This is a genomic window from Chromobacterium sp. W521 (assembly GCF_052805975.1).
In genome coordinates this window covers 1-18,470 of record NZ_JBRBAF010000017.1, presented here as the reverse complement: position 1 = coordinate 18,470, position 18,470 = coordinate 1, and the positions used below count along the sequence as shown (strand labels likewise).

Annotated in this window: 4 protein-coding genes; all 4 read right to left on the bottom strand. The window is 72.5% G+C overall.

Annotated elements, in window-relative coordinates; genetic code table 11:
• Window positions 1-19 precede the first annotated feature (19 nt).
• Window positions 20-793, bottom strand: coding sequence for a glycosyltransferase family 32 protein (locus ACUXV1_RS20875; RefSeq protein WP_019102903.1), 774 nt, complete (start codon window positions 791-793; stop codon window positions 20-22).
• Window positions 790-1,560 carry an SDR family oxidoreductase HmlD gene (gene hmlD / locus ACUXV1_RS20870; protein ID WP_194426991.1) on the bottom strand — a complete coding sequence of 257 codons (771 nt, stop codon included), beginning with the start codon at window positions 1,558-1,560 and terminating at the stop codon, window positions 790-792. The genes ACUXV1_RS20875 and hmlD overlap by 4 nt, the downstream gene beginning before the upstream one ends.
• Window positions 1,557-12,479 (bottom strand): jagaricin-like haemolysin non-ribosomal peptide synthetase HmlC, encoded by a 10,923-nt coding sequence (gene hmlC / locus ACUXV1_RS20865; protein WP_446016398.1) that lies wholly within the window; start codon window positions 12,477-12,479, stop codon window positions 1,557-1,559. Before hmlC ends, hmlD begins: the two co-directional genes overlap by 4 nt.
• A partial coding sequence (hmlB, locus tag ACUXV1_RS20860; protein WP_446016397.1) for a jagaricin-like haemolysin non-ribosomal peptide synthetase HmlB occupies window positions 12,476-18,470 on the bottom strand: 5,995 nt, incomplete at its 5' end. The genes hmlB and hmlC, both read right to left, overlap by 4 nt.

Below are 18,470 nucleotides of genomic sequence, written 5' to 3'. Positions count from 1 at the left end.
CCGCATTGCGGCGACTTTTTCATTGCAAAGGCAGCCGCCGCGTCAGCCAGGGCAACAACAGCCGGTTCAGCCGGGACAACAGCCGGTGGCGCAGGCCTAGCCAGTTAAGGTCCATGTGGTGACGGGCATAGCCGCCGTCGGGGTCGTTGGCCGGCGGCCAGGAGCTGCCGTCCGGCGTGGGCGAGCCGGGTTCGAAGTAATAGCCGGGGCAACACAGTGTGGCCGGGTCGTCCAGACAGCCGCTTTGCTGCGCGCACCAGGTGAAGAAGCGCGGGCCCACGGTGACGGCGGTGCGCATCGCCGGCGACTCGCGCAGCCTGGCCGGCATGGCCGGGTCCAGCGGCGCGGACTGGCCGGCCGCCAGCCGGTCCAGCACCGTGTTCCACAATGGGTGGCCGGGCGCGCTGCCTATCAGCGCGTTGTTGAAACCGTGGGTGCGCGACAGGATGAGCCGCCTTCCAGGCAGCAGCGGGTCTATGGGCCGCAGGTTTTCGATGTCCATGTCGATGTAGAAGCCGCCGTGCAGCGCCAGGAACAGGTAGCGCGCGGCGTCTATGCGTTGGATGTCGCGCTCGAAGCTTGCGTAGCGCGCGGCGAACCAAGGGTAGTGCTCGTCAACCAGCGCTTGCATCCGGGGCGCGTCCCAGAACACGAACTCCCAGTCTGGATGCCGCCGCATCCAGGTGTCGCGGTAGCGGCGATATTTGTCCGGCAGCGCGGCGGCGCCTTGATACCAGATCTGATGGATGCGGCGCGGAATGTCTGCGGCCGGGGTGGCGAGTGTCGGGTTCACGAGAAGGTGGCTCCGCCGTCGATCGCGATGATGCGGCCGTTGAAGTAGTCGCATTCGATGATGAATTTCAGCCCCTGCCAGATTTCGGCCGGCTCGGCCATGCGCCGCAGCGGCACCTGGGCGATCAGTTCCTCGCGGGTGGCCGGCGCCAGGCCGGCGGCCATCGGGGTGTCGGTCAGGCCCGGGGCGATGCCGGCCACGCGAATGCCGAAGGGCGCCAGCTCCAGCGCCCAGGTCCGGGTGAGCGCGTCCAGGCCGGCCTTGGACGCCGCGTAGTTGGACTGGCCGGGATTGCCGGCGCTGGTGACCGAGGAGACGTTGACGATCAGGCCCGGCGTTTTGAGGCCGGACTCCACGCGAGCGGCGGCGAACTCGCGGCTCAGCAGATAAGGCGCCGTCAGGTTGCTTTCCAGCACCGCCCGCCATTGCGCGGTGGGCAGCTTGCGGACGAAGCCTTCCACGTCCAGCCTCACCAGCCAGCCGTCGCGCAGGATGCCGGCGTTGTTGACCAGCAGATTGGCCGGTTCCGCCTCTTCCGACGCGGTTTTCAGAAAAGCGCGGACCGCGGCCTCCTGGCTCACGTCCAGCACCGAGCCGCACACCGAGCCGGGCAGGCCGGCGGCGTCTTCTTCCAGCCGGCGCAGGCCGGCGGCGTCCAGATCCGCGGCGTGGACCCGAGCGCCGGCGCGGGCCAGCTCCAGAGCGAAGGCGCGGCCGATGCCGCTGGCGGCGCCGCTGACGATGGCGTTGATGTGTTCCAGTTTCATTCTGCGGTTTCCATGGTGGAGGGTTGAGCGGCGGCCCGGCGCAGCGCGTCGCGCTCGGCGTCGGACATGCCGCGCAGCTTCAGGTAGACGGCGGCGATCTTGGCGGCCAGGCCGGGCGCGGACTCGCGCTCCGCCAGCAGCGCGGCCAGGGCGCGCGGGGTTTGGGCGTGGAAGGTGGCGCGCAGCGGCAGCGTTTGCCGGAAGATCTTGTTGACGCGCACCTGGATGCGGGTGGCCAACAGCGAATGGCCGCCCAATTCGAAGAAGTCGTCGTCGGCGGCGATGTCGGCGCGTTCGAACACTTCTTCCCATAATGCGCACACCGCTTGCTCCAGCGCGCCCTGGGGGGCGCTGCCGGCGCGGGTCGGCGCGCTGGCGGCCGGTTCGGGCAGGGCCTTGCGGTCCAGCTTGCGGTTGGCGGTCAGCGGCAACTGTTCCAGGGTGACAAAGCGGCTGGGCAGCATATAGCCGGGCAGCGCGGCGGACAGCTGGGCGCGGACCCGCTGCAAGGCCGTCGGGTCGGCTTCGTCGCCGGCGCGCCAGGCGCCGCCGCCGTCCGGCACCAGGTAGGCCACCAGCCGCGCGTGGCCTTGCGGGTCGCGACGGACGGCGGCCGCCGCCTGGCGCACGCCGGGCAGTTGGCGCAGCCTGGTTTCCACTTCCTCCAGCTCCAGCCGGAAGCCGTTGAGCTTGGCCTGGCCGTCCAGCCGGCCCAGCACGCGGACGCTGCCGTCCGGCCGCAGGCAGGCTAGGTCGCCGCTGCGATAGACGCGGGCGCCGGGCCGGCCGGCCAGCGGGTCGGGGCGGAAACGGGCGGCGGTTTGCGCCGGCGCGCCCAGATAGCCCAAAGCCAGGCCGTCTCCGCCGATCTGCAGTTCGCCCGCCAGTTGCGGCGGCAGCGGCTGGCCGTGGTGGTCGGCCACCCACAGCGTGGTGCGACGGATGGCGTGGCCGGCCGGCGGCGGCAGTTCCGCGCCGTCGACCCGGTGCAGCGTGGACCAGATGGTGGTTTCGGTGGGGCCGTAGACGTTCCACAGCGCGGCGCCGGCGTCCAGCAGCTCGCGGGCCAGGTCGGCGGGCAGCGCCTCCCCGCCGCACCAGGCGCGCAGCCCGGGCGCGGGCTTCCAGCCGGCTTCCAGCAGCATGCGCCAGCTGGCCGGCGTGGCCTGGATCACGCCGGCGCCGCGGCGCGAGGCCTCGGCGGCCAGCGCCGGGCCGTCGCCGCTGGCCGAAGCCGGCGCGATGGCGACCGTGCCGCCGCGGACCAGGGGCAACAGCAGTTCCAGCGCCGCGATGTCGAAGGACCAGGTGGTGACCGACAGCAACACGTCGTCCGCGCCGAAGCCGGGTTCGGCGCTGAAATGCCGCAGGATGTTGGCCAGCGAGCGATGGGCGATCTGCACGCCCTTGGGCCGGCCGGTGCTGCCGGAGGTGAACAGGGTGTAGGCCGGCGCTTCCGGGTGGAGCGCGTCGCCGGGCAAGGGAGCGTCGCCGCCGTCGGCTGGAGGCAGAGGCGTCGGCAGCGTCAGCAGTTTGGCGGACGCGGGCCAGCCGGTCTGCTCGCCGTCGACGAGGACCAGGCCGGGGCGGGCGTCTTCCAGGATGGCGTCGCGCCGCAGCGGCGGCAGCGCCGGGTCCAGCGGCAGGTATTGCGCGCCGGCCCACAGCGTGCCCAGCAGGGCGGTCAGCGCGCGTCCGTCCGGCGGCAGGGCAAGCGCCACGGTGTCGCCGGGAGCGACGCCGCGCTCCGCCAACCGGCGCGCCAGCGCGCGCGCGCTGTTCACCAGTTGGCGGTAGCTCAGCTCGCCATCCTCGGCGGCGACCGCGATCTTGTCCGGGTTGAGCCGCGCGGCGGCGGTCAACATGGCGAGCACGTTGTCGCCGCGCTCCGGCGGCGGGAAGGCGGCCGGAGGCGTCGGTTCGGCCAGACGCAGCTCGCCTACGCGGGCCGCGCCGCCGGCGATCTGCCTCAGCAGCCGCGGCAGCGCTTCCAGCAGCGCCGCGACGCGTTCCGGTTCGATGCGGCCGGCGTCGAATACGCCGTCCAGCTCAATGGTGTCGGCGTCTGGTTTGACGTAGAGGGTCAGCGGATAGTTGGACTGTTCGCGCGCTGAGGCCGCGCCCACGCGCAGCGCTTGGGCGGCGTCGCCGACCGAGGCGCGAATCGGGTAGTTCTCATAGACCAGCACCACGTCGAACAGCGCCTGGCGCGCGGACAGGCCGCTCCAGCGCTGGATGTCCACCAAGGCGCTGGACTCGAAGGGGCCCAGACGGCTCTGGGCGTTCTGCAGCCGGTGGAGAAAATCGTCCACCGCTTGAGCGGCCGAGCAGTCGGCGCGCAAGGGCAGGGTGGAGATGAACAGGCCGACGGCGGCGTCGCAGCCGGGCAGCGATTCGGGCCGGCCGGCCATGGTGACGCCGAACACCAGGTCGTCGCAGCGGCCGACGCGTGACAGAGCCACCGCCAGCGCGCCCTGGAACAAGGTGTTGAGCGTGACTTTGCGCTCTCGCGCCGTCCGGCGCAGCCCGGCGGTCAGCGTGGAGTCCAGCCGCAGCGAATGGGCGCGCGGCTGGGGCGGGCCGCCGGCCGGCAGCAAGGCCAGATCGGCCGCGGCGGCGTAGCCGCTGAAGTAGTCGCGCCAGAAGTCTTCCTGGGCTTGGCTGTCGCTGTGAGCGCGCAGCCATTTGATGAAGCGCCCGAACGAGGGCGCCGGCGGCAGCGCCGCGCTCTGGCCTTGGCTCAGCCCGCGGTACAGGGCCAGGGCCTCGTCGAAGACGACGGCCATCGACCAACCGTCCAGCAGTGCGTGGTGATGGGTCCAGACCAGCCGCCAAGGCGCGCCGTTCCGGGTCAGCAGCGCCAGGCGCATCAAGGGCGGGGCGTCCAGCGCGAAGCCGGCGGCGCGGTCGTCGGCCAGATAGCATTCCAGCGCGGTCTCGTCCGGCGTTTCGCAGACGGAGAACGGCAGCGCGGGCGCGCGATGGACCCGTTGCAGCGGCGCCGCCAAGCCTTCCCAGGCGAAGCTGACGCGCAGCGCGTCGTGCCGCGCCAACACCTGCTCCCAGGCTTGGCGCAGCAAGACCGGATCCACCGCGCCGTCCAGTTCGGCGACCACTTGTTCTATGTAGACGCCGGCGGGGCCGGAAGAGGCTTCCATTCGCGAGTGGAACAGCATGCCTTCCTGCACCGGCGTCAGCGACCACAGGTCGACGATGTCGTCGCGCTCGCCCAGCGCCGCGGGCAGGCTGGCCTCATCCAGCGCGGCCAGCGGGAAGTCGTCCGGCGTCAGCGCCGCCGCCGCGGCGTCCGCGTCCAGGCTCAGCAGCGCGAGCAGCCGCTGCCGCATTTGCCGGGCGAGGGCCTCCACCGTCGCGCGCGGCAGCGTGGCGCGGCCGTAGTTCCAGCGCAGGGACAGTTTGCCGTCGCTGACCAGGGCCACGATGTCGATCAGCCGGGGGCGCAAGCCATCCGGGTCTTCCATCGCGCCCACGGATTCCGGAGCAGGCGCCAGCGCGCCGTCGGCCGGCAGGCTGGCGTCGAACTGGCCCAGGTAGTTGAAGGCGATTTGCGGTTCCGGCATGGCGGCCAGTACGCGAGCGTCGGCCGCCTGACGCAGTGCGCCGTAGCCGGCGCCGCCGGCCGGCACCGCGCGCAAGGCCTGCTTGACCCGGCGCAGCAGCCGCGGCGGCGAAGCCTCGGCCAGGCCGGTCACGGTCAGCGGATACATGGCGGTGAACCAGCCCACGGTGCGGGAGAGGTCCAGGGCCTCGTCGTCTCGGCCGTGGCCTTCCATGGTGAGGGCCAGCGTGTCGGCGTCCAGCCAGTCGCGCAGCGCGCCCAGCGCCGCCGTCAGCAGCATTTCCTCGGCGCTGGCGCGCAGTGCTCCGCCGCGGAGCAGAGCGGCGGTCTCGCCGCTGTCCAGCGACAGCTCCACGGTGTCGGTCATCCCGTAGCGGTTGTCGCGCGCCGCTTCCGCTGTCAGCGGGATGCGGACCGCGTCGGCGGCCAGCCGCGCCTGGTCTAGCCAGTAAGCGCGTTCTTCGGCGGAGGGCTCGAACGGGCGCTGCGCCCAATGGCCGAAGCCGACGTTCGCCGGCATGGGGGCGACGCCGGCAAGCAGGCCGGCGAGATCTTGCAGCAGCACGCGCCAGGACACGCCGTCCACAATCAAATGATGGATGACCAGCAGCAGCCGGCCGGCTTCGCCGTCGCCGCAATCGAAGTGCACGGCTCGCAATAGCGGCCCGCGTTCCAGATCCAGCTCGCGCTGCGCCGCGTCGGCGCGGGCCTCGATGGCGGCGGCGCGTTCAGCGGCAGGCAGCGCGCTCAGATCGACGCGTTCCAGCCAGTCTTCTTCGCGCAAGGCCTCGCGCGGCGCGTAGTGTTGGCGCCAGCCGTCGGCGCCGGCGGAGAAGCGCAGGCGGAAGGCGTCGTGGCTCTGCTCCAGCCGCAGCAGGGCGCTGCGCAGCGTCGGAGCGGAAATGCCGGCGGCCACGCTCAGCAGCAGCGCCTGGTTCCAGTGGCCGGGACGCGGCAGGGTGTCGACGCGTTCGAAGAACCAGCGTTGGGCCGGCGTCAGCGGAAGCGGAGCGCCTGGCGGAATGTCCTCCAGCTTGGCTTCCTGCCGCGCCGGGCGCGCTTGGGCGGCAAGCTCGGCGATGGTGGGGTGGCTGAAGATGTCGCGCGCGGCCAGCGTCAGGCCGGCCTGGCGGGCCTGAGCCACGATTTGCAGGCCTAGGATGGAGTCCCCGCCCAGTTGGAAGAAGTTGTCGTCGGCGCCGATGTCTTCGCGGCCCAGGGTTTGCCGCCAGATCGCGGCCAAAGCCTGTTCCTCAGGGGTATTGGGCGCGCGGCTGCGCATTGGGGCCGCCGCGTCCGCCTGCGGCGCGGGCAGCGCGGCGCGGTCGGTTTTGCCGTTGGCGCCGACCGGCCATTGCCGCAGCGCGATCAATTGCGCGGGCAGCATGTATTCCGGCAGACGCAGGCGCAGCGCCGCCAGGATGGCGGCTCGCCAGTCGCCGGCCTCGGCCTCCGGCGTCAGCCCTACGTAACCGGCCAGCTTGTCCGCGCCGGAGCGGTCGCGGTAGAGCGCTCCGGCGGCTTGGCGCACGCCGGGGCAGGCGGCGAGGCCGGCTTCGATCTCTTCCAGTTCCACGCGCTGGCCGCGCAGCTTGACCTGGCCGTCGGCGCGGCCCAGGTATTCCAGCACGCCGTCCGGCAGCAGGCGCACGATATCGCCGCTGCGGTACATGCGGCCGCCGGGCAGCGGCGACAGCGGGTCCGGGATAAAGCGCCGCGCGGTCTGCGCCGGCTGGCCCAGATAACCGCGGGCCAGGCCGCAGCCGGCGATGTACAGTTCGCCGCGCACGCCGGGGGGCACCGGATTGAGGCGGGCGTCCAGCACATGGAAGACGGTGCCGTCTATGGGGTGGCCGATGCCGATGGCGGCCGCGGGCGGGTCCGAGCGCAGGTATTCCGCGCTGGAGGCGTCGATGGCGGTTTCGGTGGGTCCGTAGAGGTTGACCAGCGGGATGTCCAGCGCGGCGTGGAAGCGGGCCAGGGTGGCGGCCGGCAGCGCTTCTCCGCCGACGAAGACCCGGCGCAGCGCGCGGCAGCCGGCGAAGTCCGGCATCGACAGCAGCACGGCCAGCAGGCTGGGCACCAGCTGCAGCACGGTGACGCCTTGTTCGCGCACGGCGCGGATCAGGTAGTCCGGGTCGCGGTGTCCGTCCTCCGCCGCCAGCAGCAGCCGCGCGCCCTGGGTCAGCGGCGCCCAGAACTCCCAGACCGAGGCGTCGAAACCCACCGGGGTCTTCTGCAGCACCGCGTCGTCCGCGTCCAGCGGGTAGCGGCGGTTCATCCAGGCCATGTGGTTGTCCAGCGCGGCGCGGCCGACGGCGACGCCTTTGGGGCGACCGCTGGAGCCGGAGGTGAACAGCAGATAGGCTAGCGCGTCGCCATGGACGGGCGCGGCGGGGGCCGCCGCGTCTTCGTCGTTCAGATCGTCGGCCAGGTTCGCCTGCAAGACGGCGCAGCCGGGCGGCGCGTAAGCGGCGGGGTTCAGGCTGAGCAGCAGCGCCGGGGCGGCCTCCTGCAGGATTTCGCGGCGGCGTGCCTCGGGCTGGCCTCGGTCCAGCGGCAGATAGGCGGCGCCGGCCTTCAAGGTCGCCAGCATCGCCACCACCAGTTCGGGCGAGCGCGGCAAGTCCAGCGCCACCACCGCGTCCGGGCCAACGCCATGCGCCAACAGCCGGCGCGCCAGCCGGTTGGCCTGGCCGTCCAGCTGGGCGTAGCTCAGCGCCTCGCCGTTTCCGGCGACGGCGGGCGCGTCCGGTTGCCGCCGCGCGATGGCGGCGACCGCCTGCGGCACCGAGAAGGCCGCGAGACCGGCGGACGGTCCGCGTAGCGGCTCGACAGCGGTCTCCGTCAGCGCGGCGTCCAGGCAGAGGGCGTCGGGGTCTCGCGCCAGCGCGGCGGCGGCGGCCAGGTAGAGCCGGTCGATGGCGGCCACCTGCTCGTCGGGGAAGGCGGCGCGGTCGTAGGAAAAGCCCAGGGTGACGGCGCCCTCGGCGCGGCTGGCGCTGAAGGTGACGGCCAGCGGGATGTCCACCGCTTCCAGGCGGCTGCTGTCCAGCACCTCCAGGCCGCCGCTCTCGCTCAGTTCGCGGTAGACGTGGAAATCCACATAGTTGAACGAGGCGTCGAAGCGGGCGGCCTCGTCCAGTTTGAGGATTTCCGCCAGCGGGAAGAAGCGGCGGGGCAGGCTGTTTCCCTCCGCCGTCATGGTTTCCGCCAGCAGCGCGCGCCAACTGCCGCCAACGCGGACGCGCAGCGGCAGGGTGTTGAGGAAGAGGCCCAAGGCTTCGGCGCCGTCGGCGTCCGCCGGCCGGCCGTTGCTGACCAGGCCGGTGACGATTTCGTCCTGGCCGCACAAGCAGGCCAGCACGCGGGCGTGCACGGCCAGCAGCAGGGTTTTCAGCGGCATGCCGCTGTCCGCAGCCAGCCGGATCAGCGCCGCGGCGGTGGCGCTTGGCAAGCGCGTTTCCCGCGAGCCCACCCTGGCCTTGCCCGTCGGCGCGGCGCGTTGAGGCCAGCGCGGGATGGCGGCGGACGGCAGGCCTTTCAGTTGCGCGCGCCAGTAGTCTCGCTGCGCCGGATCGGCCAGCGCCGCGCGTTCGGCGGCGACGAATTCTCGGAAGGCCGCGCGCGGTGCCCGCGCGGGGCCGCCCTGGTCGCGCATCTTTTTGAACAAGGCCGCGCACAAGGTGGCCACGCTCCAGCCGTCCAGGATGGCGTGGTGGAAAGCCAGCGTTAGCTGCCATTCGTCCTCGGCTAGCCGCAGGCAGACGACGCGCAGCAGCGGCGGCCGTTCCGGCGCGAAGCGCTGTTCGCTTAGCTGTCGCAGCTGGCTGGCGACGGCGTCGTCCCGTTGCTGCGGAGAAAGGCCGCGCAGGTCGTCGATGTCCAGGCTGGGCGTCAGATCGCGCCAAACCAGTTGCAGCGGCTGGGAGTAGCCGGCCAGCGCGAAGCCGGTGCGCAGCAGCGGGTGTTCGCGGCTCAGCTCCGCCAGCGCCCGGCGCAGGCGCTCCGGGTCGATATCGACGCGCAGCCGGTGGGAGAACACGTCGTGGTACAGGTTGCGGCCGTCGTCGTATTCATTGTGGAAGAGCATGCCGGCCTGCAGTCTGGCCAGGGGTAGTGCGTCTTCCACCTCGGGCGGCAGCCGCGCGCGGTCCGCGGCGTCTATCAGCGCGAACGGCGGCAGTGCCGTGTCCGGCGCGGCCGTGCTTTCGGCTTCGCCTATCGCTTCGACGATGGCTTCGATGCTGCCGTGGCGGAAAATGTCCTGGATGCTCAACGGGCAGCCGCGTTCCTTGGCTAGCCCGGCGATGCGCACGCTGCGGATGGAATCTCCGCCCAGCGTGAAATAGTTGTCTCGGATGCCGACGCGCGGCAGGTCCAGCACCTGGCGCCAGATCTCCGCCAGCAGCTTTTGTCTGGGGGTGGCCGCTTCGACATAGGGCGTGTCCAGCGCCGAACGCGCGCCTTGCGGCGAGGGCAGCGCGCGCGCGTCAACCTTGCCGTTGAGGGTGAGCGGAAACTCGGTCAACGCGATGAAGACCGCCGGAATCATATGCGCCGGCAAGCGCGCGGCCAGATGGCGGCGCAGGGTTTCGGCGCCGGCCGCGGCGGGGTCGTCGGCGAGCAGATAGGCGATGAGTTGGTTGTCGGCGGCGACGAGATGGACATCGCGCACCGCCGGATGGCTCCGCAGCGCCGCGCGCACTTCGCCCAGCTCGATGCGGAAGCCGCGAATCTTCACTTGATGGTCGATGCGGCCGCAGTAGAGCAGCTCGCCGTCGGCGGTTCGCCGCGCCAGGTCGCCGGAACGGTAGCGCCGTTCCGCGCCGACGCCGGGAAAGCGTTCGGCGTTGAGTTGCGGGCGGTTCAGATAGCCGAGGCTGACGCCGGCGCCGCCGACCAGGATTTCGCCGGGCGCGCCCAGGGGAACGGGGTGGCCGCAGGGGTCGGCCAGTTCCAGGCTCAGGTCGTCCAGCGGCTCGCCTATCGGGCTGAGTTCGCCGCCGGCCTCAAGATCGGCGGCGCGGATGCGGCGGAAGGTGACGTGCACGGTGGTTTCGGTGATGCCGTACATATTGGCCAGCCGCGGACTGTCGTCCCCGTGCCGCTCCAGCCACGGGCCCAATTCCGCCAGCCGCAGCGCCTCACCGCCGAAGATCACCCAGCGCAGCGCGGACGGTCGCGGCAGCGGCGCGGCGGCTTCGGCCGCTATCGCCAGTTTGAACGCCGACGGGGTCTGGTTCAGCACGGTGACGCCTTCGCGGCCCAGCAGTTCGACGAAGGCGGCCGGATCGCGGCTGAGCTCGCGCGGCACCACGACGCAGCGGCCGCCATGCAGCAGCGCCCCCCAGATTTCCCATACCGAGAAATCGAAGGCGAAGGAGTGGAAATAGCTCCAGACGTCGCTTTCGTCGAAGGCGAAGTGGCGGGCGCTGGCTGAGAACAAGCGCAGCACGTTGCGGTGGGAAACCAGCACGCCCTTGGGCTGGCCGGTGGAGCCGGAAGTGTAGATCACGTAAGCGCCGTGCCCGGCTTCCAGGCCGGCGGGCGGCCGCGCCGCCGGCCTGGCGCCGCAGCCTATCTCCGCCAGCGACAGGCAGCGGTGTTCCGCCGGCAATCGCGGCTTGAGTTCGGCGTCGGTCAGCGTGAGCAGCGCCTGGCTGTCGGCCAGTTGGTAGGCCAGCCGCTCCGCCGGATAGTCCGGATCCAGCGGCAGATAGACGCCGCCGGCCAGCGTCACCCCCAGCATGGCGGCGATTTGTCCGGCGGAGCGCGGCAGGCAAATGCCTACCCTGACGCCGGGCTGCACGCCGTCTTGACGCAGCCGTTCCGCGATGGCGGCGGCCTGGGCGCGCAGTTGTCGGTAGCTCAGCGTCGCGGGGCCGTCGCTGACGGCGATGCGGTCCGGAAAGCGTTCGGCGGCGGCCAGGAAGGCGGCGGCCAGGGTGTCCGGCCCGCCGCGCGGGCCTGGCACGGGCGGCTTGGCGGGTGAGGGGCGGACCAGGCCCAGCTCGCGCAGCGCGGCGTCCGGCCGTGCGGCGATCTGGCGCAGCAGTTCCAGATAGCCCTCCGCCAGCGCCGCGGCCGGAGCATCGTCCACGCGAGCGCGGTCGAAGCCCAGCTTCAAGCTCAGTCCGTCGGCGCCCGGCACCAGGGTCAGGGTCAGCGGGTAGTGAGTGCGCTCGCGCTGGGAGACGTCCGATATCCGGAAGCCCAAGCCGTCCGAGGGCAGGGCCTCGCCTATCGGGAAGTTGTCTATCGCCACCAGGGTTTCGAACAGCGGCTGGCCGCGCGGCACCCCGCTGTGGTGCTGCACTTCGGCCAGATCGCTGTGCGACAGCGATTGCAGCTCCAACTGACGGCGTTGCACCTCGGCCAGCCATTGCGGCAACGCGGCGTCGGCCGGCACCGGCAAGCGCAGCGGCAGGGAGTTGATCAAGAGGCCCACCATGCCGTCCACGCCGGGCAGATCAATGGCCCGGCCGGACAGGGTGAGGCCGAAGACCACGTCGTCCTGGCGGCTGTACCGGCTGAGCAGGATGGCCCAGGCGCCCAGCAGCAGGCTGCCCGGGGAGACCCGGCAGCGTTCGGCGGCGGCCGCGAGGTCGCCATCGGCGCGGTAGTCCAGCCGCATCTCGATCTGGCCGACGTCGGCGCCGGCCAGCGCGCCCGGCAGCGCCGGCCGGTCCAGGCCCAGCGGGGTGGGCGCGGCCAGATCGCCCAGCGCGGCGCGCCAGCGCTTGGCGGCGGCGTCCTGGTCCTGGCGGCCCAGCCAACTGAGGTAGGCGGCGAAGGGCGGCGGCGCCGAGGGCAGGGCCGCGCCGGACAGCAGGGCGAAGTAATCGCGCATCAGGATGGGCAGCGACCAGCCGTCCAGCAGAATGTGATGATGGCTCCAGATCAGCCTCCATTCCTCTTGCCCGTAGCGCAGCAGGGTCAGCCGCATCAGCGGCGGCCGGTTCAGCTGGAAGCCGCGGCGGCGGTCTTCGTCCAGCAGCGCTTCCAGCCGCCGTTCGCGCTCGGCGGGATCGTCCCGGCTCCAGTCGTGGACGTCCAGCGGCGTCCGCGCGTGGCGAAACACCACTTGGCGGGGCTCGGCCTGGCCCTTGGTGACGAAGGCGGTGCGCAGGATGGGGTGGCGCTCGGCCAGCCGCTCCAGCGCGTCGGCCATGGCGGCGGGATCCACCGCGCCGTCCAGCCGGCAGATCAATTGTTCGAAATAGACCGGGGAGCCGGGCGCGAACAAGGTGTGGAACAAGACGCCGCGCTGCAGCGGGCTCAGGGGCAGGATGTCCTGGATCTGGTCTTTGAGGTTCGGTGTGCTTGTCATGTTCATTCGATGTCGGTGAGGTCGTCCAGCAAGGCGGCCAATTCGTTCTCCTCCAGCGCGACGCCGGCGAAGTCCGAGGTGTGGTAGGCGACGGCGGGCAGGCCGCCGGCGCGGCAGAGCGCGGCCAGTTCTTCCAGCGCCAGCCGGCACTGTTCGGCCAGCGCCGGGGTTTCGTGGGCGTCGGCGTAGTCGAAGTCCAGCCGCAGGCGGCCCTTCTCTATGCGGGCGTTGACGGCGATGGCGTGCGGCAGCCGCTGGCGCGGGTCTTGCGCCGGCCCGGCCTCTAGCGTCGACAGCCGCGCCCGCAGCCGCGGCAGCACGCCGTCGGCGGCGTCGTCCAGCCGGCCCAGGTAGTTGAAGCTGAGCGGCCGAGGCGGAGCCTGGTCCAGAGCGGCGGCCTGGGCCGGATCGCCCAGATAGCGCAGCACGCCGAAGCCGATGCCGCCGCCGGGCACGCCGCGCAGCGCGGCCTTGGCCGCCGCGGCCGCCGGCTCCCAGCCGTCGCCGGCCGGCTCTATGCGCAGCGGGTGCAGGCAGGTGAACCAGCCCACGCTGCGCGACAGATCGGGCGCGGGGCCGGCCGCCGCGTTGCGGCCGTGGTTTTCCAGGTCCAGAGCGAGCGCGGGCAGGCCGCTCAGCCGGCGCCAGGCCAGGGTCAGCGCCGCCAGCAGCATCTCCTGCGGCTGAGCGCGGTAGCGTTCGGCGCCGCCCTCCAGCAGCGCGGCGCTGGCGTCGGCGTCCAGGCTGACCGTCGCGCGGCGGCGTTCCGCCACGCGGCCGACGGCGGCAAGTCCCGGCGGCGCGGCCAGCGGGGAGACGGCGCGTCGCCAGTAGTCGAACTCGCCGGCCAGCGCGGGCGCGTCGTCGGCCAGAGATTGCGCCCAGGCCCGGTAGCTGACGGGCACGGGAGGCAGCGAGGGTTCGGCGCCGTCCATGGCCTGGCCGTAGGCCTGGTCCAGGTCGTCCAGCAGAATGCGCCAGGACACCACATCCACTACCCAGTGATGGGCGATCAGCAACAGCTCGGCGCGGCCGCCCGGCCCGGCCTCGATCAGCACGGCGCGCAGCAGCGGGCCGTTTTCCAGGTCCAGGGAAGCCTGCAGCCGCGCGCAGCGGGTTTGCAGCTCCGCTTCGCGGGCGGCGGGCTCCGTCGCCCGCAGCGTCAGCGTTTCAAGCGGCGGCGCGGCGCGCGGCCCGTAATGCTGGCTCCAAGCGCCGTTGGGGGAGCGGCGCAGCCTCAGACGCAGCGCGTCGTGCCGCAAGGCCACGGCCGTCAGCGCCGCCTGCAAGGCGGCGGGGTCCGCGGCGGCGTCCAGGCTCAGCCGCAGGCTGAGGTTCCAGTGCTGCGGCGCGGGCCAGTCTTGTTGCAGGAACCAGCGCTGGATCGGCGCCAGAGGCGCCTCGGCCTGTTCCGGCTCCTCGATGTGCGCCCGCCGCGCGGCGGCGCCGGCCACGGCGGCCAGTCCGGCCACCGTGGGATGGGCGAACAGCGCGCGCGGCTCGATGTCGAAACCGGCCTGCTTGGCGCGAGAGACGATCTGCAGGGCCAGAATGGAGTCGCCGCCGACGGCGAAATAATTGTCGTGAACGCCAATGCCGCTCCGCCCCAGCGCCAAGCGCCAGATCTCTAGCAGCGCGGCCTCGGCCGGGTTCAGCGTCTTGTCCGCGTCCGGCGAGTCCGGTGCGGCCTCCTCCGGCGACGGCAGCGCCGCGCGGTCTATTTTGCCGGCGGGGGTCAACGGCCATTGCCGCACGCCGACGATGGCTTGCGGCAGTTCGTGGGCCGGCAGGCGGGCGGCCAGGTGTTCTCGCAGCTCGGAGGCGTCGAAGCCCGCTTCCGGCTTGAGCCGCGCGTAGGCCACCAGTTGGCGGCGCTCGCCGTCCACGCGGATCAGCGCCAGCGCTTCGTCCACGTCCGGATGGGCGCTGAGCGCGGCGGCGACGCCGTCCAGTTCGATGCGGTAGCCGCGGTGTTTGACCTGGCCGCCAGCGCGGCCGAGGAAGCGGATGCCGCCGTCGGGCAGGTATTCGCCGAGGTCGCCGCTGCGGTACAGCCGCGCGCCGGGCAGGCCGGACACGGCGTCCGGCACGAAGCTGGCGGCGGTGCGGCCGGGCTGGTCGATATAGCCGCGCGCCAGCGCCTCGCCGCCGATGTGGATCTCGCCGGGCACGCCGGGCGGCACTAGCGCGCCCCAGCGGTCCAGCAGATAGAGGCGGACGCCGGCCATGCCGCGGCCTATGGACGGCAGCGGCTCCACGGCGTCGCAGACCCGCATGCTGGCGCAGACCGTGGCTTCGGTCGGGCCGTAGGCGTTGACCACGCGGCGGGCGGCGGCCCAGCGCGCCAGCAGGCCGGGCGCGGCGGCTTCGCCGGCGGCGATCAGGGTGCGCAGGCCGGGCAGATCGTCTTGATCCAACGCCGCCAGCAGCGCCGGGGGCAGGGTGGCGTGGGTCAGACCGTGGCGCTGCGCGGCGCGGCGCAGAGCGCCGGCCGGATCTTGCGCGGCGTCGGCCTCCGGCAGGCACAGGGCCGCGCCGCTGCCCAGCGCCATGAAGATTTCCGACACCGAGGCGTCGAAGCTCAGCGGGGCGAACTGATAGACCCGGCTGCCGGCGTCCACCTGGAACACTTCGCATTGGGCGCGGCAGAGATTGGCGACGCCGCGATGGCTGACGCCCACGCCCTTGGGCCAGCCGGTGGAGCCGGAGGTGTAGATGAGGTAGGCCAGGTTGTCGACGCCGGCGGCGCAGGGCGGGGCGGAGTCCGGCGCGGCGTCAGCAGCGTCTGGGGCGTCGTCCAGCAAGAGCAGGCTGGCCGGCAACCGGCTCAACGTCGGCAACAGGCGGGTTTCGCTGAGCAGGATGGCGGCGCGGCTGTCTGCCAGCATGTAGTCCAGCCGCTCGGCAGGGTAGGCCGGGTCCAGCGGCAGATAGACGGCGCCGGCTTTCAGCGTGGCCAGCAGCGCGGTCACCGCGGCCGCGCCGCGCGGCAGCAGCACGCCCACCACGGTTTCCGGGCCGGCGCCCAGCGCTTGCAGCCGGTGAGCCAACTGGTTGGCGCGGACGTCCAGCCCGGCGTAATCAAGCGCGCCGTTTTCGTCCAGCAGCGCCGGCGCGCGCGGAGCGGCGGCGGCTTGGCGCTCGAACAGGCGCTGCGCCAGTTGCGGCGACGCCAGCGGGGGCTGGGCGGCGTCGGCTATCCGCGCCCGCCGCGCCTCCGCCGGCAGCCGCTCGATGGAGGCGACGGCGGCGTCCGGAGCGGCGACCAGGCCTTCCGCCACGGCGAGCAAGCCTTGCAGCAATGCCTCGGCCGCGGCGTCCGCGACGCGGCTGCGGTCGAAGGTGAGCTTGACGGTCAAGGTCGCGCCGGGGATCACGGCCAGCGTCAGCGGATAATTGGTGTGTTCGCTGAAGCGCGGAGTTTCAAAGCCCAGGCCGGCGGCCTCGTCGCGCAGCAGCGCGTCGGCGGGGTAGTTCTCGAAGACCAGCAGCGAGTCGAACAACTGGGCGTTGTCGCGGCCGGCCCAGCGCTGGACGTCCACCAGCCGGTTGTGGGCGTAGTCCTGTACCCGGGCTTGATTGGTCTGTACCTGGGCCAGCAGCGCGCGCGCGTCGGCGGCGGGGTTGAGCCGCACCCGCAGCGGCAGGGTATTGATGAACAGCCCTATCATTTCGGCTATACCGGGCAGATCGCCGTTGCGGCCGGACAAGGCGGTGCCGAAGACGATGTCCTCGCCGTGGCCGCTGCGCGCCAGGGTCAGCGCCCAGGCGGCCTGGAACAGGGTGTTCAGCGTGCTGGAGCAAGCCTGCATCGCGGCGGCGGCGCGCGCGCTCCATTCCGGCGACAGCCGGATTTCCTGTTCGACGAAGTCGGCGTCGCTGTCGGCGGGGCCGGCGAGCAGGGTGGGGTGTTCCAGCCCGGAAAAGTAACGACGCCAGAACCCTTCGTCCGAGCGGGCGCGGCGGCCGGCGCGGTCCAGCCAGCCGATATAGGCGGAGAACGGCCGCGCCGGCGGCAGGGCCGGGGTTTCGCCGCGGCTGAGCGCGCGGTACAGGGTCAGCAGCTCGCGGAAGAACAAGGGCAGCGACCAGCCGTCCAGCAGCAGGTGGTGATAGCTCCAGATCCAGCGCCAGCGGTCCTGGCCCAGCCGGATCAGCGCCAGCCGCATCAGCGGCGCGGCGTCCAGGGCGAAGGGCCGCGCGGCGTCTGCGGCCAGGTAGTCGGCCAGCGCGGCTTCGGGCTCGGCCAGATCGGACCAGTCCAACCGGCTGATCGGCAGCGGAGCAGCGCGCATCGCCGCCTGCAGCGGCTGGGCCAGGTCCCGCCAGTGGAAGCTGGAGCGCAGCAGCGGATGGCGCGTCAGCATCGCGCGCCAGGCCTCGGCGAAGGCGTCCGGGTCCAGCGCGCCGTTGACCACGCTGCTGAGTTGTTCCAAGTAAGCGCCGTCGGCGGCGTCGGCCACGCTGTGGAACAGCATGCCCTGTTGCAGCGGGGACAGCGGATAGAGATCGTCGAAAGGGCCGGTCCGGCGCGCCAGCTCCTCGACGGCGGCCTGTTCCAGACGGGCCAGCGGGTAATCGGCGGCCAGCAGCGGCGCGGCTTCAATCTCGTCCAGCGCCAGCGCCAGTTCGCGGGCGAAGGCGTCGGCCCAGCCGGCGACGGTGGCCGGCTCGAACTGGCCGCCGGGGTAGCGCCAGTCCACGCGCAGCCTGCCGTCCAGCACGACCAGCACCAGATCCAGCGCGAAGGGGCGCAGGTTGTCGGCGGCGCGTTCTCCGGTAATCAACTCGGGCCGCAGTTGGAACCAGGCCTTGTCGACGCCGCGCGGCGCGCCCAGGTAGTTGAAACTGATTTCCGGCAGGCCGGCCGCCTCCAGTTGCCGGCGCGCGTCCAGGTCCAGGCCCAGCCAGCGCGCCTGGCCGTATTCCGGCGCGACGGGCGTCAGCCGCGACAATTGCGCGGCGATGGAAGCCAGGAGTTCGGCCGCGCCGGCGGTGGCGGCGTCGCCGGCCACGCTCAGCGGATACAGCGCGGTGAACCAGCCCACGGTGCGGGACAGGTCCAGGCCGGATTCGGCGTCGCGGCCATGGTGTTCCATCGTCACAGCGAAGCGCGGCGCGTCGAGCCGGGGCGCCAGCGCGCGCCACAGCGCCAACAGCAGCAGGGCGCTGACGCGCTGGCCGGCTGCCCGGGCGCCGGCGGCCAGCAGGCGGCCGGTCAAGGCCGCGTCCAGTTCGCGGCTGAGCAGCCGCGAGGCGGCTTCGGTATTGGCCGCAGGGGCGGCGGCGTCGCGGCGCAGCGTGGGGAAGCCTGCCTCGGCCTGGCTGAGCCAAGGCGCGGGGTCCGCCTCGGCGGCCTCAGCCCGTTGTTGTTCCGCCCAGCGGCGCCAGTGGGCTGGCACGGCGGGGAGTCGCGGCGTTTCGTCGCGCGCCAGCGCGTCCAGCGCCTGGTTCAGATCGTCCAGCAGAATGCCCCAGGACACCGCGTCCACCGCCAGGTGGTGGACGATCAGCGCCAGCACCGGCGCTTGTCGGCCGCGGCGCAGCAAGAGCGCGCGGGCCAGCAGGCCGGCGCTTGGGTCCAGCTCGCGCTGGGCATGTTCCAGCGCCGCGCGCGCGGCTTCGTCGCCGTCGTCTGTTAGTTCCAGTTCGCGGCAAGGCCAGCCGCCGGTCTCTTCGCTTAGCGCCGGCTCCGGCGTGAAGCGCAGGCGGAAGGCGTCGTGGCGCGCGGCCACGGCGTCGAGCGCGGCTTGCAGCCGGACCGCGTCCACGGGGCGGGCCAGTTGCAGCGCCAGCGCCTGGTTCCAATGCCGCGGCTCGGCCAGACCCAGGCCGGCGAACCAGCGCTGGATGGGCGTGGCCGGCAGCGGGCCGGCGGCCGCGGCTTCCTCCTCGGTCGCGGCCGTGCCGAGCGCGGCAGCCAGTTGGCGGATGGTGGGTTCCAGCAGCAGCTGGCGCGGGCTCAGCGGCAGGTCTTGCGCCCGCGCCCGAGCGACT

Excerpts from the sequence above, each read along its gene's own strand:
- hmlD (WP_194426991.1), bottom strand. The coding sequence starts at position 1,560 with ATGAAACTGGAACACATCAACGCCATCGTCAGCGGCGCCGCCAGCGGC.
- hmlC (WP_446016398.1), bottom strand. The coding sequence starts at position 12,479 with ATGAACATGACAAGCACACCGAACCTCAAAGACCAGATCCAGGACATC.